The organism is Candidatus Acetatifactor stercoripullorum (assembly GCF_944382095.1).
GTDB lineage: Bacteria > Bacillota > Clostridia > Lachnospirales > Lachnospiraceae > Acetatifactor > Acetatifactor stercoripullorum.
Genome location: NZ_CALWMU010000002.1, coordinates 64686 through 87738, shown reverse-complemented (window position 1 = coordinate 87738; position 23053 = coordinate 64686). Strand labels below are relative to the sequence as shown.

Genomic DNA, 23053 nt, shown 5'->3' with positions numbered 1-23053 from the left:
TCGTGCTCGTAAATTCTCGTCTCCTGTTCACTGCAGCCAGACAAAATAAGAAAGCAAAAAGGGGTTCCGAAATTCCATATCAATGGGATACTTCCTCCAGCAGACGGTTTTTCTTTATCACGTTTCCCAGCGCTCTCGCCATGGAACGAAAGCCCAGATCATTTGGATGGACGCCGTCCACGGTTCCCTCTTCCTTGCAAGCGTTCATTAATTCCCTTCCGGTCAGCAAAAATACGTTCTTATCTCCTGCAGCCTTTGCATCTTGAAAGGTCCTCTCTATTATGGCAAGTCGCTCCTTCTCATCTGAACGCAGTGTATACCGGGGCCTTGACAGGATAATAACAGGCGTTTGCGGCTTGGCCCTTCGGACTGCCTGGAACATTCTTTTGTGCGTATTCTGTAAATCCGCAGGAGAAGGAGCATTGTGATCATAATCATAGACAAACAACGACATATTCAGCGTTTTAATATAATCTGCCATGCGCTCCTCCCCTCTTGCACTTCCGGAGAAGCCCAGATTAAGATAATCACAGTTAAAGCGCCGGGATAAAATGCTTTGGTACGTCAATCCCGGCCGGGATGCGCATCCTCCCTGGGTAATCGAAGAGCCATAGTACACGATTGGCGTCTGACAGCGATAGGGCCTGGCCTCAGAGAGCCTTGCTCTTTCATCCAGTCCGATATATAATTCCCGTACAGCGCTGTACAGGGGAAAATGAATTGTAAATTCTCTGTTTTTTGAACCCTCAAGCTCTATGAAGCTCTCATAGCCCTCTGTCATATCCATAGGCGGCACAAAGCTCCCCTCGTATTTTTCCCGATTGCCTTCCTTGCTGTACAGGTCGAATCCCGCAGAACCCAGCAGGGAAAAAATCGGCGTCCTTGTAATGCAATCCATTTTTGCAGAAATCGCGATGTAAGCACTGTTTGTGCAAAAGCGCAGACGCCCCCCTGCCGTATTCGCATGAAGTGCAGCGACTCCCTCGCTTATCCTTACTGCCACCTTCTCAGGAAGCCTTCGGAATTTCCCATTTTCCATTGAAATCCCATAGATGCAAAAGGGCTTTTCCAAGACATTGTAATACTTTATCCCTGCTTTTTCTGGGGATTTGCCTGTCTTGAAATTTTCATCAAAATACTCTATTTTTTTCATCCCATCCCTCCCATCCTCAGACAAATACGCCTCCATCCTGTTTCAAGCCGCTTTGCAGGCACATTACAAAAACAGGCATGTGCCGATACAGCAAAGCAGCAATGCCATGCGCATCCGCCGCGTCAGCTTTTCCTTGAAAAAGCATTGTCCGAACAATGCGCCAAAAACGATGGTTCCCCCGGTCACAATTGGATACAATACAGTGGCGGGCAGGCTTTTTGCCCCGATCAGCTGAAGCCAATACGAAACGCTTCCCAGAAGCGTTGCCAGCAAAACCAGCCATATTGCCCGAAAAGAAAGCGCCGGATGTCCGGCGCCTTTCTTTCCAGCAGTCCCCAGAAGCGGCAGACAGAAAACAATTCTTGCCAGATTGCTGAGCAAAACAAAATCAGTTGACGGCACCGCCGCCGCGCTGATCTGATGCTCCTTGGAAATTACGCTTACCAGACCGTTCAATAAGAATACAGCGCCGCAAAGAAACGTAGGCTTCCTGCCTTCCTTATGCACTCCCTTTCCGGAATTTGACAGACAAATAGCTGCCGCAATCATTATAAGTCCTGCCGTGCGGGCATACGAAAAGGATTCGTCCAGTCCAAAAAGGCCCCACAAATAAGGAACTGTCATCCCCCCTGTCATGAGAAACAGAGTGTACAGCGTCATCTTTTCTTCCTTCATCAGAAGAAATCCAATTAACGTATAGCCTGTGGACAGCAATGCCATCAGCCCAGCCATCGCCAAAGAATACGCGCTGACCTGGAGCCGGAATCCCTTCACAGCCCAAAATACCAGAGAGGAAAAGATGCCATAAAACACCATATAGATCATACCGGCCCACAGGGATACTCCCATCTTCTTTTGATACAGCCGGTTGGCCGCAAGATTGCCCGCCCCTAATATAACGGAGACCAGTAACAAAATATAATTACCCATTGTTTTTCTGTTTCCTTACCATTGATAACAATCTCTGCCAAATACGCTTTCCCAGCGGGCCGGGCTGTCCGTCTCCAGCCAATCCAGAGGCCTGGAAGCTTCGGCGGCCTGGCAGCTTTTCCTGAACGCGTCAGAAACACCTTTTTTTACCTCTTCAGAATAGGCGTCCTCCGCTATGGACACAAACAACGGCGTTCCGCTTTTTGCCAGAACATCCAGCCACTGTCTGTTTTTCTCCCAGGGTATCTCATTGGTAATGCCTACGCAGTCAGCGTCGGCCAAGTAAAAGCGCTTGTGCTGGGGCAGCCGGAACGCCAGCGTATTGACACCCATCTTCTTAGTCCGGCTCCAGTCCCTGCCGCTTGTGTCATCTCCGGTACGCTGTACTTCAAAAATACCTGCCGACAAATGGCTGAAGGTGTTACATCCCATAATCAGCACGTTGTCTCCGGCAGCCTCGCGGATGGCAAGATACAATTCCTTTATAATCTGCGCTGTGGTTTTCCTGGAATCGTAAAATTCCATTCCCTCAAGCTGCAGCTCGTCTGTCACCTCAAATCCCCATTTTCCCCAAAGGTCAAAGGTTGAAAAATCATGCTTGATCAATTTATAGCCCCAGGACGCCAGTGTCCGGATGTCTTCCTTTATCATTTCAAGCGCCTTGGGATGGGAGGGATCTAATATGGCTGTGACGCCATTCTTTTTCAGTACGCACTCTGAGGGCACATATTCCACCGTTTCCAGCGGACGCATCCAAATCCCGGGAATCACCCCCTCTGCGCTGATGGCTTCAGCCAACTTCCTCATGTCCTGAAATTTTCCATTGCAATATTTCCACGGGCCGCCATTGTACCCGGAAAATTCACCCTCCCCCGGATGATACGCAAGCTCCCATCCGTCGTCCACTACCATATAGGGGCGGACGGGACACCCCTTTGCGCACTCTGCAATTCTCTTTGTATGCAATAGAATCTTTTCAAAGGAATTGTCTCCATAATTACAATACCAGTCATTTCCTCCATATATATGCGCATTCACCGGTCTGAGCTGTCCGCACATCGCCTCGCAGAACAGGCACATGGCGGAAAAAGCGTCCGTATCCCATTCTCCAGTTACAAGCTCACACAGCAGCAGACAACAACCGTACAGCTCCAGTCCCCTGCTTCCGTTCCTGACGTCCAGTGTCAGGGTGATCTTACTTTCATCACACTGCCAGAAGCACATTGCATTGGGAAGCGTCTTAACTCCGAACCCGTAATTACATTTGTCCGTTGTCCGGTGCGCCATAAAATACCACGGCATTTGCTTTTTTCCATCCGGTCTTTCCCATTTCAAATCACCATAGGCCCTCTCCCAGGCGTCTCCCAGAATAAGACAATCCGCGCCTGCAGCGCTGTCCGCTCTCAAGCGGACGGCGTAAATGCCTTGCTCCTTTCCAGACAAAAAAACCCTGCCCTCTGCGTCAATCATTACTTCAAGCTTTCCCATAGAAAAGGCATTCTGCGCCGTTCTCTCCATAGAAATCCAGCGTCCATCCCTATTGATGTCAGCCTGTTCAAAAATCATTGCCACACCTCCCCGAAGGCTCCTTCGTAAGATACAATACAGAAAACTCCCAGGCCTTCATGGAATTCAGCTCCATACGCGCCCTTCCGGTTTCCTGATCCACCTGAAACAAAAGCGGTCTCAACAATCCATCCTGTCCAATCTGATATGCGCCCGCCGCGTTTTTCACATTAACATCCAGCGCAAAGGGACCTGTTTCGTCCAAAGAGCCGTTAATCAACACCAGCAAGGCGCTGCTGCCATCCTCAGCGCATGCAATGAACGGAATCACTTTTACGCACTCCCTGATGGAAACCGGCATTTGTCCGCGACTCACCCAGCTGCACACAGCCTGAAGCTGATATCTCTTTTCCGGGGAACCCACAAATTTCCACGGCATAATTCCCATGACCGCAATTCGGCCGCCAAGGGAATTTTCATACAAGGACATACAGGGGCCTGCAGGCGTACCGCAGATCGTCTCCAGCCCGCTGATAAATTGCGCAGCTTCATCCGTCTTTTCAAGAACATAGCACTTGCTGTCCTCTCCCCAAAAAGTAATATAGGGGTCTCGTTTGCTGCCCGCAGCCATACCATTGAAGGGGTGGTCGTAAATTCTCTCATAGACGCCGTTATCCACTGTTTTTATGATTTTTACACCGCAGAATTTGTCCAAGCCGCGCTGTGCGAGAATAGAAAGCGCCTGCCCGTCCATAATCGCTCCCTGTGCGAGTATCTTTTTAAGCGCTTCTTCTTCGTAAGCTTCCGGCATGCTTCCAATCAAAAGGTTCGCACACGCCCCCTCAGGCCGCATTGTCAGAGGAATCCCTATTTTGTTCCATTCATACGCCTGATCCACCTTCTGTGCCGCCCGAAAGCTGAACCAATCCCCATCCACTCTGCGTTTTGCCGCATATGCCAGGCTAAAGCAGGGGTACAGGCCGCCCGGTACAAAGCCCCGCGTCAATCTCTCCATGGTATCCCACATAGCGCCGTACTGCCGGACAGCCTCCATCAGCTCCGGATAGTCCCCGCTGGAGATAGCGTTAAACGCAATTCCGCTGTGTCCGACAGCCAGACTTGCGGTACACTCCAGAATCACCATAGCCACTGATTTAGACAAACGCTGATAGGGAAAATTTTCCAATTCATACTGAATATCAGAAATCTCTTTCGGATACAGCGCAATCTGACGCGCACATTCGTGTATTTTCCGGACAATATCCAAAGGCTCATCATCGTTGGAAAAGCCTCCTCCCGGGCGCGCCATGGACGCCCCCAGCGCCTCCATCCACTGCCCGTACTCCGGGTTTGAATAGTTTCCCCACACAACACCGCTTGTCATAAGGCCCAGTCTGATTGTAGGAGAAGCTTCACTTACACTGCTCCCAATCCATTTCATCAGTTCTGTGATCGTATGACAATTCCAATCCAGCCAGGCGCGCCGCTCCCTTTCTCCCTCCGGGGAATTCAGCATTTGAACCAGCTTCTCCCGGTCATAGGTAGTATGGTTTCTTTGATTGAACCGCTCTATGCAGCGAGGGCAGAAGCACGCGTAATCCACTGTATGATGATGCATCCGGATGTCGTCGTCCACCCAGATAAAATCAGGCCCTGTCTCAGCCAGCAGCTTATATTTCTCCTGAATGTACTGTTGATATCCCGCTCCATTGGGGCACAGGCAGCTTCGTGATACGCGGCCGTCATGTCCCATCATTCGTTCAAGGGGCGGCTCTCCCCACACATCCCACGCCTCATCTATATGCCCCAGCGTATCCAAAACGTTCAGGCCTACACTGGGAATTCCCAATTCTCTCAAAGCGGGAATACGCCGCTTCAATACCTGGCACAAATCTTGAAAATAGGACAGCGGATAATAGCCATGATGAGAATACTCTGTAAACAGAGCCAGCTCATCCACGCAGTCCCTGTACCGCTCAAGGAAACGAAGCAGCGCCTCAAATTCAGCGTCCTCATAATAGCGCCAATATCCAATCCGATAGGCTTTTTTCATTTTTCCTCTCATTCTGCCGCATAAGCGGCTTCCCTCCTAAGATTTTACAGCCCCAGAAGTAATCCCATCTATGAATGTCTTCATATTCAGAGAAAACAAAATCACCATGGGGACGGAAGCCAGCACAAACCCTGCGAACATCGGTCCATACAATACCTGCTGGACGTCTCTGAAGGAATACAGTCCCAGTGTAATGGTTTTCAGCTCTTTATTGCTGGACAAGGTAAGCATCGGCCAGATAAAATCATTCCAGCTGTTTAAGAAGGTCAGAAGCACCTGTGTAAACAAAGCCGGCTTGATTAGCGGAGCCGCCACATACAGGAAGGTCTTGATGCCCCCCGCGCCGTCCAGCTTAGCCGCTTCAAACAGATCCCCGGGCAGGCTCTCGATATATGGCCTCAGCACCACAATAAAGGAAATCTGCGCCGTCGTCACGAAGGGGAAAATAGCCGCCCAATAGGTTCCGATAATTTTCATATCGCTTACAAGCACATACTGTGGAATCAATGTCAAAACTCCGGGAATCATCTGAAACATTAAAACAAACACATACAAAAACTCTTTTCCCGGAAAGCTCGTTCTCGCAAAGACATACGCGCTGGAAACAGCGATTGCCGATGTAAGAAAAACGCTGATTCCACTGATGATCAGCGAATTTTTAAAGTATTGCAGGATCATCCCCGCAGAATCTTTGTAATTTTCAAATCGAAGGGGCATCGTTACCCAAAATGGCTGCGCGGCAATCTCCACATTATTTTTGAAGCTGGAAATAATCATAAAATAGTACGGAAAAAATGTACACACAACGATTACTGCCAGAAAAACGATAATGCCCCCTCTGCAAAGTAACTTTTTCGTTTTATTCATTCTCCGCTGCCTCCTGCTATTCATCTGCCTTTTTAATATACTTCTGCTGCAAAATGGTAATAATCAAAATAATAAGAAACAGCACGGTTCCCTGGGCCGTGGCATAGCCATAGTTTCCATTTTCAAAGGCGTTTTGGTACATTGCGTACGCCGGAACCATCGTATGATACCTTCCCTGCGTGTACACGATCTGTACTGTGTAATCCTGTAAGCCGCCGATCATTCCCAGGACAGACAGCAGCTTGATCTGGGGAATAGACAGCGGCAGATAAAGTCTGGTAAAAACATCCCAGGCATTCGCTCCGTCAATCTGCATTGCCTCTTCCAGCGCCGTATCCACATTCAAAAAGCCCGCAAGAAAAATCAGCATTGCAAATCCGCCGGCCCACGGAAATCCTTTAAAGAGCATTGCCGGCAGTGTAAAACGGTTATCCGCCAGCCAGATATGGATCCATTCCTCTTTTCCCAAATAGTTTAGTATGGCATCCAAAATACCCGTATCATGCTTGTAAAAAAAGCTCCAATACATCGTTCCCACCATAGCTGGGATCATCATGGGAACCACAAACGCTTTCTTAAAAAATCTTCCCGCCCTGGTGTCCTTTAGACGGAAAATAAAATAGGTAGTAGAGAAATTGATCACAAAGGTATTGATAAATCCCCATACAATAAAAACCAGCAAAACCCCAAAGGATTCCCAAAAATCGGAATCTCCAAGCAATCGGACATAGTTATCCACACCTGCAAATTTCGGCGTAAAATAGTTGTTGGTTTTCCACCGAAACAGCGACCGGTAAATCCCCAGCAAGGCCGGATACAGCGTAAAGGTAAACAGAAATGCAAAGGTAGGAATCAGCGCGGCATACGACCACCGCGCCTTCCATATGCGCTTTCCCAAAGATTTCTGCCCAAAGGCAGCTGCTTTTGTCTTTTTCCCGTTCAAAATCTTTCCTCCTTTCCCAAGATACAGGGCAGTATATTCTCCAGGCGCTCTTCCATGCTCCAGACAAGATCCGTCAAGCCCGCCGCTTCAATATTCCCATCCCGCATTCCAATCACGTCAAAGCCGGCCAGACGCGCCGCTAAAACTCCCGCTGCGGAATCCTCCAAAACAATCACGCTGGAGAACTCCTCTTCATGGATTCCAAGGCCCACTTCGCATATTTCCCTGTACAGCCATGGGTGAGGCTTAGCGCACAGCTCCCCCAGAGTACCCGCACACCCGTCTCCAAAAGAGGTTCCCGCCGTAATCACGGCATCGTAAAATTTCATGGGGTCGCCCAGATAAGGCTTCCGGCAGTCCATTTCCCGGAATCCGGATATGATTTCCGGCATTGCTTTTTCATACAGGCCGCTTGTGACCAGGCCAATCTTAATATGGCTTTCCTTAAGCCTCTGCAGAAATTTTTTTAATCCGGGCGCCGGCATATAAGCGTTTTCTCTGCCCTTTCCCTCCAGTATCTCTCTCGTTTCTCTGTGAACCACATCCATATAACACTTTCTTGCTGTTTCCATATCTGCATCCAGACGATACTTTGCAATGCAGTACTTCAGATGTTCTGAAACAGAAAAACCGGATACAAATGGGATATCCTCCTTTGACAGCCGGAAAGAGGGATTGCCCATAAGAGCGCACACCGTCTGCTCAATGACGCCGATCCAAAAGCCTTCGCTTTTGATGCTTGTGCCGTCCAGATCCATCAGCACCGCTTTTGCCGGCCCCCGAAAGGGATGGCTGATCAGCGGATAATATACCGGCACGGCGGAATTGGGCAGGGTGACCAATATCTTTCCCGTTTGAAACACAACAAACTCCGAACGTCCGTCCAGGGGAGAGAGAATGCTTTTCACGCCATTGCGTCCGGCCCGAAAAATGCCATCGTATGTACAATCCAGATTTTTCCATTCAGCTATTGTATTTCTCGCCGTCATCTTCTTCACTCCATTCCAGGGATACCGTGACTATCTCTCGATCACCCGCCGAGAATGTAACATAATGTCCGTCCCGGACAGTTAAGCTTTCCAACAGGCAATTCTCCAGCGTTACTTTTTCTGCCCGCAGCAGTTTTTTCCAAAAGAACAAGGTTACGCAGCTCTCCGCGCCGGCCAAGCTATAGCCCCGCAGCAAAAGCTGATTTTTTTCTCTGCCTTTGGTGACAGAGGTAAGCAGGAAGTCTTCCCCCTTCCCTCCAAAAAAGCTGAGCCGTCCGGGCAATTCTCCACAATGCTTCGTGGTCTGCATCACATAACAGGGCTGTACCGCATCCAGCGCTGCTTTAGCCAAATCAGCATCCCTGACTTGCTTTGGGTATACTGCAAGCCAGTAATCAAACTCTGATTTCCCCTGACACTCTGCCAGCTCCTGATACTCATAGGTTTCTGTGGGATTGCCTGCATTGCTGAAGCACCGCAGAAGGGTCAGTGCAATCGCCCTGGTATCATCATCCAGCACCTCGTATTCGCAAATCCCCTTATGATATACCGCCGCGCAAAATTCCTTTTCGGAGACCGCCACAAGCGAATGACTGGGCCATGTCCGCGCGGCCGCCTCATACCACTGGCTGGAATCGGGCACTGTGATTTCCCGCTGTACAATATCAAATGGGGAATCTGCCCTGCAGAGCATGGCTCCCGAAAGCCCCGTCTCAAATAAAACCCTCAGCCTGTGATCTTTTATCGTATTATCCACAACCGTGTGGAACTGCAGCCATCTTGCTCCTTTTTTTAAAGTAACATCCGTTGTGATGCAAAGCTCCTCCCATTCGTCGCTTCGCTGCATACGCCCCTGATCCACCCATTCGCTTCCATGAGGCACATGCACCTTCAGCGCGGTCTCCACACGCTTAGGGAGCCTCCAGCGCAGCATAATCCGATAAGTCGCCTGCAGCGGTCCGTTATATACCAGTGCGGCAGACGCTGGTTCATTCAGACTGTACATTGTCATCCGCTCATATACAGGACTGTACACCAGAGGACCGCCCTTGTCAGAAGAATCCTCAAAAAAGTGCACCTGCTCCATGACCCTTCCGGTTTCCTTTTCCGTTACCGTAAGCGTTCCGTTCCAGTTAATCTTTACAGAAAGATATTCATTTTCCAGCATATTGGCTTTGGGAGAAATCCAGTCAACCGGCCGCTGCTCCCCTTCCTTTGGCCGCAGCCTCAAAGCAAGGAACCCATTCTGCGGGATGTCCTGCAGCCGCATCACCAGCCTGCATCGGCTCACATCAAAATCAAAAGTGTCGCCATATTTTAAATACGCATAAACCGTATCGTCCTCAATATTCAGCATCTGTGCCGGGATTGAATTTCCCTCCAAATCCGCCACATCTATGGAAATTTCTCTTCTCCCCTTATTGGCATAGCGCAGATTCCAGGAAAGGGGCACGTCAACCGTGCATGTCACCATTCCGGTACGCTCAAAGGGAAGTGTATTGTACACTACGGCGCCGATTTCCTGCGCCTCCAGCATGGAAAAATCAATTTCTCCCGTGACCTGCTTCAGCGATTTCTTAAGGATCGTTTCGGAAATATCCATTGTCTCACGGAACCGCTCCATCATGGCATCCGTCACACGATCCACATGACATCCGCCAATTCCGTCATGCTGCTGATTCTGCAGCAGCTGCTTCCAGGCACGGCCAAGCAGCAGCGCCGGATACTCATTGCCAAGCAAAGCCGACCATGCAGCCGCAGGCTCCGCGCCATTGATCAGCTCATATTCTGCCTGCGCATTTTTCAGCTTTATTGGCATTCTTGCTGAAAATACACCGTTATACAGCGGACCGAAGGGATCGCCCTTTTTCTCCACCTCCAGCATTTCCCCGCTTTTGACCGGGAGCGCATCGTAAATCTGCGGAGAAATATGGTCGCGCACCTTGCTTATATAATTTTCCAGAGATGCAATTTCAATCCTGCCGTCATCCAGGGTTTCATTCAGGCGATCCACCAGCTCTGTTATAATAGGATCCGGATTTTCCTGATCAAACCCCTGAAAAAACAGCAGCTCGTCTGTCACTGCCTTGTGGATTACTGTTTCAATCAGCCGCTTCAAGCCATCCTTTGCACTTTCAAAATCTCTGACCGGCGTCTGATTGGACAGCCAGTGATTATTCTCCGCAAGGCTCTCTCCGCACATCTGTGTCAGATACGCATCACCTAAGTCGTCCCTGGAAAAAGCATTTTTCAGGCTGTTCCCAATCATGCGTCCTCCGCCCAAAATATAAGGCTTGTACACAAAGCGCCAAAAATTCAGCCTGTGATACTCCCCAAATGTAATTGCAAGCGACTCTTTCCCGTCCGCTCCCTTCCAGCGGAATTCCAGGGTATTCAGCTCCGTTTGATTGATGCCCCGATAGAATGTGATCGTATCCATCCCGAACTGCCGGTACAGCTGCGGAAGCTGGGAAACCTGACCCCAGCTGAAAATATTATGCGCTGCTTTCATGGTTCTTCCCAAAGCGCCCGATATCTGATGCCCCAGCAGGAGATTTCGGACAAGACATTCTCCGTTCACCAAAAATTCTGCCGGCAAAGTATACCATGGTCCGGTAAGGATGCGCCCGGCGCTGACAAGGTCTTTCACCTCCTGTGTTCTCTCAGGACGCATCTTCAGATAATCATCCAGCATAGATACCTGGCTGTCCGTGTGAAAATAGCAAAATTTTTCATCCCTCTGCATGATGTCCAGCAATTCATCCACAGCCTCCACAAGACGATATTGTGTCTCTCTCAGAGACCAGCGATATTCCCTGTCCCAATGTGTATTGATAATAAGATTCATGTTTTTCATCAGAAACGCCTTCCTGCCTGTTTTGACAGGCCGTACATTTTAAAGAATTTCTCACGTCCTCCGGCCAAGCTGATCCTGCTCCCGTAAGCGGGCAGGCCGTTCAATTCCATAGTTTTTCAAGCTGCGCAACATCTGCCGGTATCCGCTAAAGCCCGCTTCCGCGGCAATTCTTTCCATGGAATAATCTGTTGTCTGCATAAGTTTTATCGCAACATTCACCCGCGTCTTTGTCAGCATTTCATGAAAAGTTTCATTATATTCCTTCTCCAATATTCGGTCAATCTGCCTTGCGCTGAGATAAAAGACCTGTGTACAGTCTTTAATCGTGATATTTATTTTATAATTTGCCTCCAGATAATTTTTGATACTGGAAGCTCTCTGATAATTGATATTGTTCTGATTTCTGGAAATGCTTTGGATTCCCAGATTTGCAGTAGAAAAAATCAGCATACTCAATATAGTCTGCAGCATTAAAGCTTTTACCAGCAAATCGCTCTGAAATCTCTCAGCTTCTTTGTATCTGCTGAATATGGCATCCATCTGTGAAAAATTTTTTATCAAAATGCCGTCGCTGTCGCTGTATTTGCAATACAATATTTGACTGAGCCTTTGAAGCAGCAGTACGCTTTCCTTCTGGCTTCCATTTGCTTCCCCGCAATTCTCGGTTTTCAAGGAACATTCAATGCAATACTCTTTCATTGGATGCTGGCAGTCCGCCTTCTGGCTGTGATCAATGAATGGCGGGCAGATATAAAAATCCCCCGCTCCTACTCGGAACACATTGTCGCCAAGCCCAATCGATCCCGTTCCGTCATAGATATAGTGCATCTCATAATTCATATGAGCATGCGCAGGAATCTCCCATTCGCAATCGTCATCTATTCTCGTAAATCTAGTTACTGTAATATGAAGTCCCTCAAACTCCATATACATTTCCCGCTCCAAATACACATGTGTCTTTATCGCTTTGGTAGGAATCATACGCACACTCCTGTCAACATAATAAAACGGGCGTTCCGGCGCTCCGGCTGTTTTCCGGGGAGCCGGAGCGCCCTTCTGTGCAATCAATGCACACCGATTTTATCCTTGTACCTGATCCACATAAGACATTACATCCACCGTACTGTCTTCAATGGCCTCATCCAATAACGGAAGCACCTCTTCTTTTAATTCGGCAATGAGCTCCGCTGCAGTCTGCGTTGAAGACGGATCCAGGTATGCCACATACAGCTCCCTGTATTTGCTGTAAGCTTCATCAGAGAACTGGAAGGCAAGCTGTACCCAGGTTGTCACTGCGTCCCCTGTCTCGGCATTCGCCAAAGCGCCTACCTCCTCCGGCAGGGTTACGCCCTTGATGCAGCTTCCCAGCATGACTGCGTCGATATACATCTGCGCTCCGCCTTCGGGACATGTCATAAACTGAAGGAATTTAACGGCCGCATCGCCCCGGCCTTCATCCGCACATTTCTGAGAGATAAAAAATACTGCTTCCCCTGCTGGAGGCGCATATAAAAGAGGCTCGTCCAAGCCAAACTCCGAATATGCCGAATCCACATAGGGCATTGGTGCCGCACCATAGTTTACTTCATATCCGTTTTCGACCACCTGACCAGGATACCACCCGCCGTTGACATTGAAAAGCACTTCTCCGTTATTAAATAAGCCTTCATATTCCCATCCGGCGGCATTGTAATCCTCATTCCAGTATTGCGTCAGATCTTTCATTAAAGTAAAATACTCCTCAAACCGCGGATCATCGTAATTTAAAACCCCCGTTTCCAATCCCAGCATCGCTTCCGGGTAATCAATGGCTCCGTTTGGAGTTATGATGTCCAGTTTTTCCACCACATCTGTATTATGAAACAGGTCATCCATAAAAATCCGCTCCAGCCAGCCTACATTGGTATCATTGAGATTCTGAACGCTCATGGGGATATATCTGCCATCCTCTTTGCAGACCTTCATCATTTCAATCATCTCAGTGAAAGTCTCGGGCGGTTCTGTTCCCAGGCCCAGCTCTTCCATAATGTCCTTGTTATAATACAGGTTAAACGTAAAGCCAGTCATTGCCGTGGAAATATATTTTGTTCCATCGGTGCTCATGCTGTTGACCAGTGCGCCGTCAGTGAAGCAGTCCTTCCACGTTACCCCGTTAAACACATTTTCCTGATCATAATACGCAGTCAAATCCATGATCTTTCCCTGATCAAAGTACTCCTTTGGTGCATTCCAGAAAATATCCGGTTCTGTTCCAGCAGCAAACTGCGCCGTTACCCATGTGTCATAATCCGTTGCCGGAAGCTCAATCCACTCTACTTCAATTCCTGTCATCTCCGTAAATTTATCAGAAATCTCATAAAAGCTTTCGTAAATATACTCGCCCTGACAGTGCGCAACCGAAATCGTTGTGCCTTCGTCAGCCCGCAGAGGATCTGCAGCGGTCTCTCCGGCGGCTGTCTCTGTGCCCGCGTCCGCTGCGGCCGTACCCGTTGTTTCCGCACTCACTGTGTCCTGGGAAGCCGATTGATCAGTCTGTTCCGTTGAACATCCTGCCAGGCCTGCCGCTGTCAAAGCTGCACACAGTCCCAGGCATAAAATCTTTTTCATCATAATTTTCCTCCTTTTCTCCTTTAAATCGTTATTTTGTGTAATTTTTTTAATAAAAGCGCGCTTTTTATTTGAACTTATTCTATAATCATATAATATTCGACAAATTTTATCTCTGCAATACACATCTTTGCCAGCAATATGTCAAATTTAGACGCTCTGTTGTTCTCCGGTATTTCAACGTCCAAAACCGTCTGCTTTTTCATATACTGGAATAAGATCAGTCTCTACACTGAACCAGCCGCTTTGTATCCTCTCCTTGGTATAGAAATCCCGCCACTGCCCGTCCGGCAGATAAACCCGCCTCGAGGAGGCGCCCACAGGCATGGGCGCTACCAATAAATTGTCACAAAACAAATATTCATCGTCCAGCTGATAGGTTTCTGTGTCATCCGTGTAATCGCTCACCAGTGCCCTGACCGGTGGAATTCCCGCCTTCCGGTATCCTTCAAAGGCTCTCATTAAGAGCGGCTTCAAGGTTTCACGCAGTGCCAAAAGAGCCTTTGTCTCTGCCTCACAGTGCAATGTTTCCCAGGGAAATTCCTTGCAGTACCACGCATTCAGCAGACATTGAGGCGAAAACACGCCGATCTGCAGCCTTTTTAAAAATTCCTCCTTTGAAGCGGCGTCCCTTACCTCCGGCGTCCACAAAAGTCCGCCGAAGCCTGCGGTGACACAGCCTCGGATAAAATCTGTGTAATCATAAAGATCACTGTATAAAACAAAGGGATACGGCGCGCAAAGCGCCCCCGCGTTTCGCACTTCGGAAAAGGCGGGCTTCCCATCCAGCGCCTCCAATATCGTCTGCATATACAAGACGCCGAACAGAGCATGGTATTGCTCCCCGTCCATTCCAGAGGGAAAATCCGCCATATTGGGAAAGGACCAGCTTCCCGTATAATCACTCCCATCGCACTCATCCAGCTTAAAGCCGTCCACTCCCATTGCCACCAGCTTTTTATGGTAAGCTGCAAAAATACTGCGGGCCTCCTTCAGAGAAAAATCCGGCACTCCCCCTCCCCAGACCGTGTAATTTCCCATCAGAGGGTACAATTCCTTATAAATCGGCGAATCTGGATGTACAAAGCCATGCTCCCACAAATTTACATGAAAGCCGAGCCGTCTCAGCGAAGCAAGCAGGAAATCTGGATTCGGATACAGCTCTTTGTTCCACACATATGAGCAGGGATAAGCCTTTGACTGCCAGCCCGGCTCCAGCCCGATGCAGCCCACTGCAAATCCCCCTTCTCTCAGTCTTTTGGCCGCACGAAGAACCTGCTCCTGGGAATATCTGCTGTAGCAGCGGTACACGGCGGAAAGCCCCCACTCTGGAACTGCGCAGCCTCCTCCCGACAGCATATTGTATTGCGCAACGATATCCGTAATGGTCCCGCCCTCTATCACATAAAGGGTTACACCCTGTGCCGCTGGAATAAAAATACTGATATTGGAGCTTCCCAAGTCCCTGAAAGCATATAAATCCTCTGTCGAAACAGCGATATCTCCGGCCTCCCGGATTCCCCCGTCCGCTCCTTTCAAATCAGAAGAGCCAAAATAAAATTCCGCCTGACGCGCTGTGTCCACATAGATTCCATATCCTGCGGTGCTGACAAAAAAAGGAACCGGCGCATGGGAATCCCCCGTAGCGGCCACTGGATCGGCGTTTGGCCGCAGGGTAAGCTTCTTTCCCCGCAGTGCAAACGCCTTCAGCTGCAGGCCCAGTCCATAAATCTGCTCCTTTGCCCCCAGCGGCAGCGTCAGGGAGCACCCCCTGGCGCTGCATCGAAATTTAATCTGATCTGTATGATAATTTATCTTCGTTTCTATATATGTAAAATTTTTGCAGAACAAAGCCGGAGTAATTGATTCCGGGGTTCCAAATACGATTTTTTTCATCCCTTCCCCTCATCCTTTCCAGCCGGCGGCTTTTCCAAATCACATCTGATTCCCGCAAATGCGAAGGGATACAGGGACGTATCCAATACAATCCTGTTTCCATCCTGGTGTCCGCTGCAATTTGCGTACGAAACATGCTTTATCGGCAGCTCCACAGTAACCTCAACGTTTACAGCCTCGTCCTCAAATAAATTCCACAATCCTATGGTAATGCCCTCCTGGTCCCTTTTTGCCATAAGATACAAATACGGATAATTTCCAACAGCATACACCTCCATTTTCCTTCTTTGCAGCCATGGAATCCTCTTTATGAGCTGCCGCTTCCGGGCGTAAGAATCAAGCCACCCCAGGCGTTCCCTTGCCTGCTCTGCATCAAAGGGGAAAACCAAAAAACGCATTCCGTCAGCATTTTCGTATGTAAACACACCCGCTTCCATTCCGGCTGGATCATGATATTCCGTAAGAATTTCCGCGCCATTCTTATGATTGATTTTTGAGATTTCCACGCCGTCAGAAAGGCGGGTATATATTTTTTCTTCTCTAAAAAATTCCTGGGGCACTGCGGTAAAGCCCGGTTTTACATACGCGTCCCTGGAAAGGATCGACTGGATTCCCACATCGATCTCTCTCTCCATTAAAATCTTCGCCGCAGGCAGATCCAAAATGGCGCCATCCTTTAATGTCTGCCAAGGGATATAACGTGCATTTTCGCCAAACACTATATTCACATTCCCCTCTTCATACGAAACCGGAAGGGAATTCGCCGCCGCAAGCCTGATGGACGGATAGCGGACGCTTCTGGTCTGAATTTTCTCCCAAAGCTCCGGTTTTTCCCCGTCCAGCCGGGAATGCTCCAGCAGATGCGTCACGTTATAGGGACGAACCCCAAGACATTGGCCGGATTTAAAATTTCTGCCGATCCACTGATACAGCACCTGATTACGCACTGCTGCGTCCACATAGCCCGTTTCATAGTCTGCATCCGAAATGTAGTCAAACGCATATTTTAAAATGCCCTCTGCATTGCCGTCCGAACGCAGGATCATATCAAAGCATTCCAGATACGAAGCCGGGGTGGCAAATCTGGGCCGCGGATAGGTGTCGCCCTCCGTGATCACGTCAATTTCCCGCGTACGGCACCATGCAAGCTGTGTCCGCGCAGCCTCTATCACATCCCCCAGCCGATTGTGCTCCGGCTGCTGCGCAGCCCAATAGGGCGCTCCGCAGATTCGGATAATCGGCCTTGTTCCGCCCGCTAAGATTTCTGCTAATTGAAATACGTCTATCCCCTCGGCATCCCAGCTTCCCAGGGAGCAGCACATTCCCAGCCTGATGCCAGGATCAACAGCATCCACTGCTTTTCTCAGTGCATTTGCAAAACGATACATAGATTCTCTTTGAACCTTCATCCATGCACTGCGGTACCTGCTGCCTCCTCCGTGAAATATCTTTTCACGAAGATGCTCTACAGATATCGCTTCCCCCAATTCCCGCTTCAGTTCCATCAGATGCAGGTCGCAGCAGCAGCCCAGTCCTGGACGCAGTCCTAGGCGGAAATCATCATCCAACAGGATCATTTTTGCACCGCATTCTGCAATTTTCGTGATCCACGAGCACATGTCCCGCTTAAAAGACTCATCCAGAGGGCAGAAAGCTTTGATATCTCCTTCGTCAATCAGCCGCATATTGGCATAGGGCTGATCTCCTTCCGGTTTTCCCCCCTCATGACCAAAGGTTTCTCCCAGCCACACAAGGACATCCAGCCCATTTTCCTGATAGTACTCTATCAGTTCCCGCAGCAGCTGCAGATTCTCCGGAGAAGAAAACCGATACTGCAGTTCCCGCTCCACTGCCAGAGCCACAGAGTCTGCTCCAATCCGTTTCAGTTCCTTCAAGGTAATCTCCCGATTAAAATGTCCATTCGTTATTAGGGTCGGTATGATCGTCTTATACATTTTTCGTTTTCCCTTCTTTTTTGTCTGGCTGCTTTGCCATGTTTTCACAGTGGAGAATCAATCGCTTTTCCTGTCTTTCTACCGTAATCTGCGGAATCGTTACAAGCCCTCGCTCATCCGCCGTTACACTGCCGCCGCAGTTGCCAAACTTCCAGGTCACCTGGCCGCCCGGTGGAAAATGGCATTTTTGCAAGCGCCTCAATGTTATGTCAGTCTTTGCAGTCTGCGGAAAGACAAACTTCGACATTCTTTCATCCGGCGACAGGAGTCTCAGCGGGATTTCTATATGCTTTTCGCCCTCTTCGACCTTGCCCCATCGGAAATAAGCGTTCACCTGTCCAGCAGCATCACTGATGATGGAACCATCATCAGCCCACGGAACGGTATCGTCCGTATCTGCATTTGTAAATGCTGGATATGGCTGGTTTAAGGCTACCTGAAAGAGATCAAATGAGTGTACTAAATCATTTTCCTTTTCAATTACTTCGTCATCATTGGCGTGTCCGAAATTGCCCCAATATCCCAAGATGGCATAACGATTCTCGCTCATCAGCCTGTACAGATGCTGGTGTCCCGCGGACCAGGGGTCATTCTGCGCCGAGTAATCTACCAAGACAGGCGGATCAGGAATAGAGAATCCGTTCAAAACCGTATGCTCTAAATCACAGCGGTCCACCAGATGCCGCACGCCTGCCGGAACATTCACTTTTACCGCCGCAAACAAATCTCCACGACACATCGCTATTCCCAAAGCGCCGCTTCCCCCCATGGAATTTCCCACCGCATAGATACGGTTCCGGTCGATGGGATAATGATCCGCTACCCATTCCACAGTGGCAATGCACCGCATCTCGACCGGCTGTTTTTTAATCCCCCTACGGTCTTCGCTTAGAATTTCTAGTGCAGAATTTCCTCCCCACCACCAATCATCTTCATTTTGGCGGCAGTCCAGGTATAAGGCGTACATCCCCACAGGAGCATGATAAATACTATGATTGCCCTTTTGCCAGATGCAGGCCACCGCCGAAAACACGTCATGGCCAGAGGAATGAAATACAACATACAGAGGATATGTTTTTGTGCTGCTATATTTCTCCTCATCCAGCGGATGCAGCACGGCAAATGTATCTGTCTGCGTTTTCTTATATCCCCAGGCTGCCAGAGATTTATGATGAAACCATTGAATTTTTCTTCCCATCAGCACTCCGTCAGGTTGAGGAGCCATTTTCAGATAATTGTTATCACACCTGTGAGTTATTCTTGTATTACTGTTCTGCATCATTGCCGTCCCCCTTTCCGCAGAAGATCACAGCATTCTCAAAAACATTGTTCTACAATCTATTTTGATATTATAAAATAGACATAAATATAATACAAAGCCAATTTGTGCCATCCTACTGACATATTCAGTCAATTTCGAAAAGGAGAGTCTTTATTTCGCACATAAAAAGTGCGTTCCCAGAATCGGAAACGCTTTCCCCAAAGTGTATCTGCCGTTCTCCTAATCTTTCATAGCATTGCGTTAAAATGTGTGGTAAAATAATCCCCGTATAGAAATGCCCTACAGCTTCCTCTCTGGGAAGTACAACGGGCAGCAAAAAGGTGAGGGAAAGCATGGCACAGATAGGTAGCATCTCGGAAAAATACATGAGGGAAGCCTTAAAGCAGGCGAAAAAGGCATATCAGCTGGGGGAGGTTCCCATCGGCTGTGTCATCGTGCACCAGGGGCGTATTATCGGCAGAGGCTACAACCGCCGCAATACCGACAAAAATACGCTATCTCATGCTGAGATCACCGCCATTAAAAGAGCCAGCAAGGTCATGGGCGACTGGCGGCTGGAGGACTGCACACTCTATGTGACGCTGGAGCCTTGCCAGATGTGCGCCGGAGCCATCATACAGGCCCGTATTCCAGAAGTAGTCATGGGCTGCAGAAATCCCAAGGCCGGCTGTGCCGGGTCTGTGCTGGATATTCTGCAGAATCCCGCCTTCAACCATCAGGCCAAAGTGACTCAGGGCGTGCTGGAAAATGAGTGCAGCGAAATGCTGAAAACCTTTTTTGCCGAGCTTCGCCTGCGAAACAAGGCGGAAAAGGAAGCAAAAAGGCAGAACAGCCCTTCTTGAAGCGTTCTGCCTTTTATGATTACCAGGTTTTTTCCAAAACCGTATTATAGTCTACCGCATAAGGATTATCACTTCTTGTCTTGAGATCCGCGTATACCGCACGGCGGTCATCCGCACTTTCCTCCGCCCAATATACATATCCCCGCATGTAGCTTTCAATCAGCTCATCCCAGGATGTAAACTCAGGCTGCACGGCCAAGGCAATTTCCAGAGACGTATCCAAAGCCTCTTTCTCTGTGTAATATCCTGCCACATAATAGTAGCCCAGAAGATTTAAGGCTCTGCAGTAATCCCAGCCGTCTATGGCAGTCTCGCCGCACTCCAGATACATATCATACATATCTGCGTAAAACTGTGCGCTTGCCTCATCTAATCCAAACTCGCTTTTCAGGAAGCTTATTCTGTCCTGTGCAGAGACGCTGCCGATTCCGGCATCCTCCAAAATCCCGATATCATCCCGGAAACCGACTCTATGCCCCTCCGACAAAATCCAATCCAGCGTCTCATCTGCGGAAGCCCGATCCGTCACATCCCACCATTCCACCAGCAGCTGCTGTACCGCCGCCTTAGATTCTTCATTGGCAGGAAGTCCGCCAAAACGATTGTAATCCCAGCCGTTTAAATCTGTCAGCACCGCATAAGAAGCATTAAACCAGCGCACTGTATCCGTAAGCTCTGCGGTGGTATAGTCCACCTCCTCAGGCACATTTTCCTGAAACTGGCTGCAGGAAACCTTTGCACTGGCCAGAAAGCTGTCGTTCATATTATCCGCCCCAAAGAAAAGAGCATAATAGGCGTAGTCTGTCTCACCGAAAACAGCATAGCCGTCAATGGTGCCCAGGTCAGTATTCATCTGCCCCTGCTGTGCCGTCACTCCGGTCATAAGAGGAATTTCAGGAGCCTCCACGCTTTCCCCTGAAAAGCCGTAGGATTCCTTGAACAGCTCCTTTAATTCCTCCATATTGGAAGCAAAACCGTCAAAGCCGTTTTTCGGCGACTGCATCATGATAAAAACCTGATTTCCCAAGGTGTTTCCGGCACACAGCCAATAGTCAACGCCCAAATCCTCTACCGTCCAGTTTTCGTTCAGATAAATGGACGCAGTTCCATCCTCTGTGGAAAATTCCTTCATGGATTCCAGCATTTTCTCAGGAGACTGTGTCCCCGCACAGCCCTGGAGCATCAAGGTACCGAATATCACTGCCGTGCATAAAGCCAGCCATTTTTTCCATTTGTTTCTCATATTTAATTTTCTCCTCCCTCATCCTTTTCCCCTGGATTTATTTTTTTACAAAAGCCGTTTTTGGCTGTCTGCACACAGGGCAGGTAAAGCTGTCCGGCAGCTCCTCAAAAGGAATCTCCCCGTCATACACATAGCCGCAGACGCTGCACACATACTTTACCTCTGTTTCGAAAGCAGCCCCTTCCTCCGCAATATAAGTGGGCGCATTTTTCGGACTTTTCCCTTTGATTACATTGTGATAATATGCGTAGGTCATTGCGTCATCCTCCTTGAGAATGTCCGCATCCGTTACCCTACCCAGAAAAACCGTGTGGGAAGAGGTCTCCATTTTGTCGATAACCTCGCACACAATATAGGCGCAGGCGTCAGCCACCACCGGCATGCAGTCTTTGATGAGATGCTCCGTCCCATCAAACTTGTTGTGGTCTCTGCCGCTTTGAAAGCCAAAGGTTCCGATAATGCCAGGTTCCGATTTCTCCCCCAATATGGAGATGGCAAATTTCCCAGTTTCCTGAATGCACTGATTGGTATAGTTGTCATGATTAATGCTTACGGCAATGGAAGCGGGTTCCGAAGTGATCTGCATGGCGCTGTTTGCCGTGCATCCGGTAGCCCGTCCCTTATCCCATGTGCTGATCACATAAACTCCATATGACAGCTGACGAAACGCATTTTTGTTCATTTCCTTCCTCCTTGCGTGAGCGCACATATAATTTGGGTTTCCCCCTTTTATTCAGCATAGCATAAAAGCGGCCAAGATACCACTTTTATTTTGTATTTGCCTTGACAAATGCCCCGGAAACCGATACACTAAAAAAGCCGTACATTATCCGGGGTTTGGAGACGACAATGATGAAGTTCGGTCTCACGCAATGGAAATCTGTGAACCGTGTCAGGTTGGGAACAAAGCAGCACTAAGCAGAACCTTCCATGTGCCGTGAGGAAGCCGGGCGGAGCTGCCGTCTCTCCCCGGGGTGTGCGGCCTTTGTATCTCATCTGTTTAACGAGGAAGCCTATGAATATAGATGTAAGTTCTTTTATGCAGGACTGCACCCTCTGCCCTCGTCTCTGCCACGCCGACAGATTAAACGGCAGAACCGGTTATTGCGGTCAGACTGCCCGGCTTACTGCCGCCAGAGCCGCTCTTCATTTCTGGGAGGAGCCATGTATCTGTGGTCCTAATGGGTCAGGTACTGTATTTTTCTCCGGCTGCAGCCTGCAGTGTGTCTTTTGTCAAAATCATGAAATTGCCGTGGGACGACAGGGACAATTTCTTTCCGAAGAACGCCTCTGTCAAATATTTCTGGAGCTGCAGGAGCAGAATGCGGCTAATATCAATCTGGTGACTCCCAGTCATTTTATTCCACAAATCTGCCATGCCCTTAAGAAGGCCAGGGAAAAGGGCCTGTCCATTCCCATTGTGTACAACACCTCCGGCTATGAAAGAGTTTCTTCTCTGAAGCTTCTTGAGGGCTTGGTGGACATTTATCTCCCCGATTTCAAATATTTTTCTCCTGAGCTTGGCCGCTTTTGCGCCCAGACGCCGGATTATTTTGAATGGGCCTCCAAGGCGCTGCAGGAAATGCTGCGGCAGACAGGCCCTCCTCAGTTTGACCAAAAAAGCGGCCTGATGAAGCAGGGAATGATTGTGCGCCACCTGGTCCTGCCGGGACAGACAAAGGATTCCAAAAAAATTCTGCGTTATCTTCACGACACCTTTGGAAATCAGATTTACGTGAGCATTATGAATCAATACACTCCTCTTCCTCATGTTGCCCATATTCCCCAGCTCAACCGCAGGGTCACGCCCTCCGAATATGCCAGAGTGGTAGATTTTGCAGAAAAAATAGGAATCGAGCAGGGATATATTCAGGAGGGAGAAACCGCCGCCGAGAGCTTTATCCCCTCCTTTGATGGCCAGGGGCTGTAG

The 23053-nt window shown here is 49.0% G+C and carries 17 protein-coding genes and 1 other RNA gene; 3 read left to right on the top strand and 15 right to left on the bottom strand.

Annotated features, from left to right (window positions below; genetic code table 11):
- Nucleotides 1-79 precede the first annotated feature (79 nt).
- The 13 genes from SHK35_RS01140 to SHK35_RS01080 all read right to left on the bottom strand — a co-directional run bounded on the left by SHK35_RS01140 (nucleotide 80) and on the right by SHK35_RS01080 (nucleotide 18954).
- On the bottom strand, nucleotides 80-1153 hold the full coding sequence (locus tag SHK35_RS01140) for an SGNH/GDSL hydrolase family protein (RefSeq protein ID WP_318708143.1): 1074 nt from the start codon (nucleotides 1151-1153) through the stop codon (nucleotides 80-82).
- A 63-nt stretch (nucleotides 1154-1216) separates the two neighbouring features.
- The gene (locus SHK35_RS01135; protein ID WP_318708142.1) at nucleotides 1217-2083 is read right to left on the bottom strand and encodes an EamA family transporter; all 867 of its coding nucleotides are present in this window, start codon (nucleotides 2081-2083) and stop codon (nucleotides 1217-1219) included.
- 15 nt (nucleotides 2084-2098) lie between these two features.
- Complete coding sequence (locus tag SHK35_RS01130; RefSeq protein ID WP_318708140.1) at nucleotides 2099-3649, bottom strand: alpha-galactosidase; 1551 nt, start codon at nucleotides 3647-3649, stop codon at nucleotides 2099-2101.
- Nucleotides 3639-5642, bottom strand: a complete 2004-nt coding sequence (locus tag SHK35_RS01125; protein ID WP_318708139.1) for a hypothetical protein — start codon at nucleotides 5640-5642, stop codon at nucleotides 3639-3641. Before SHK35_RS01125 ends, SHK35_RS01130 begins: the two co-directional genes overlap by 11 nt.
- A 36-nt stretch (nucleotides 5643-5678) precedes the next feature.
- Nucleotides 5679-6509 carry a carbohydrate ABC transporter permease gene (locus tag SHK35_RS01120; RefSeq protein WP_318703132.1) on the bottom strand — a complete coding sequence of 277 codons (831 nt, stop codon included), beginning with the start codon at nucleotides 6507-6509 and terminating at the stop codon, nucleotides 5679-5681.
- A 16-nt stretch (nucleotides 6510-6525) separates the two neighbouring features.
- Entirely contained in the window at nucleotides 6526-7452 is a 927-nt protein-coding gene (locus tag SHK35_RS01115; RefSeq protein WP_318703133.1) for a carbohydrate ABC transporter permease, read from the bottom strand.
- Nucleotides 7449-8441 (bottom strand): HAD family hydrolase, encoded by a 993-nt coding sequence (locus SHK35_RS01110; protein WP_318708138.1) that lies wholly within the window; start codon nucleotides 8439-8441, stop codon nucleotides 7449-7451. The genes SHK35_RS01115 and SHK35_RS01110 overlap by 4 nt, the downstream gene beginning before the upstream one ends.
- A complete protein-coding gene (locus tag SHK35_RS01105; RefSeq protein WP_318708137.1) occupies nucleotides 8416-11298 on the bottom strand; it encodes a glycoside hydrolase family 38 C-terminal domain-containing protein in 2883 nt (960 codons plus the stop codon). The genes SHK35_RS01110 and SHK35_RS01105 overlap by 26 nt, the downstream gene beginning before the upstream one ends.
- A 51-nt stretch (nucleotides 11299-11349) precedes the next feature.
- Nucleotides 11350-12279 carry a helix-turn-helix domain-containing protein gene (locus SHK35_RS01100; RefSeq protein WP_318708136.1) on the bottom strand — a complete coding sequence of 310 codons (930 nt, stop codon included), beginning with the start codon at nucleotides 12277-12279 and terminating at the stop codon, nucleotides 11350-11352.
- Between the two features lie 99 nt (nucleotides 12280-12378).
- Nucleotides 12379-13908, bottom strand: a complete 1530-nt coding sequence (locus tag SHK35_RS01095) for an ABC transporter substrate-binding protein (RefSeq protein WP_318703137.1) — start codon at nucleotides 13906-13908, stop codon at nucleotides 12379-12381.
- A gap of 174 nt (nucleotides 13909-14082) precedes the next feature.
- A complete protein-coding gene (locus SHK35_RS01090; RefSeq protein WP_318708134.1) occupies nucleotides 14083-15801 on the bottom strand; it encodes a TIM-barrel domain-containing protein in 1719 nt (572 codons plus the stop codon).
- A complete protein-coding gene (locus tag SHK35_RS01085; protein ID WP_318708133.1) occupies nucleotides 15798-17696 on the bottom strand; it encodes a hypothetical protein in 1899 nt (632 codons plus the stop codon). The genes SHK35_RS01090 and SHK35_RS01085 overlap by 4 nt, the downstream gene beginning before the upstream one ends.
- A gap of 52 nt (nucleotides 17697-17748) precedes the next feature.
- On the bottom strand, nucleotides 17749-18954 hold the full coding sequence (locus SHK35_RS01080; protein ID WP_318708132.1) for a hypothetical protein: 1206 nt from the start codon (nucleotides 18952-18954) through the stop codon (nucleotides 17749-17751).
- 416 nt (nucleotides 18955-19370) lie between these two features.
- Here SHK35_RS01080 and tadA point away from each other — a divergent pair, with 416 nt between their 5' ends.
- Complete coding sequence (gene tadA, locus SHK35_RS01075; protein ID WP_318708130.1) at nucleotides 19371-19880, top strand: tRNA adenosine(34) deaminase TadA; 510 nt, start codon at nucleotides 19371-19373, stop codon at nucleotides 19878-19880.
- A 19-nt stretch (nucleotides 19881-19899) separates the two neighbouring features.
- On the opposite strand, the gene SHK35_RS01070 is transcribed toward tadA, so the two are convergent.
- A complete protein-coding gene (locus SHK35_RS01070) occupies nucleotides 19900-21123 on the bottom strand; it encodes a DUF1266 domain-containing protein (RefSeq protein WP_318708129.1) in 1224 nt (407 codons plus the stop codon).
- Between the two features lie 37 nt (nucleotides 21124-21160).
- Nucleotides 21161-21805: a flavin reductase gene (locus tag SHK35_RS01065; protein ID WP_318708127.1), complete on the bottom strand. Its 645-nt coding sequence runs from the start codon at nucleotides 21803-21805 to the stop codon at nucleotides 21161-21163.
- Between the two features lie 174 nt (nucleotides 21806-21979).
- Here SHK35_RS01065 and ffs point away from each other — a divergent pair.
- Both ffs and SHK35_RS01055 read left to right on the top strand, forming a co-directional pair.
- An RNA gene (gene ffs, locus SHK35_RS01060) (signal recognition particle sRNA small type) lies at nucleotides 21980-22079 on the top strand.
- Nucleotides 22080-22138: 59 nt separating this feature from the next.
- Nucleotides 22139-23053 (top strand): radical SAM protein, encoded by a 915-nt coding sequence (locus SHK35_RS01055; protein ID WP_318708126.1) that lies wholly within the window; start codon nucleotides 22139-22141, stop codon nucleotides 23051-23053.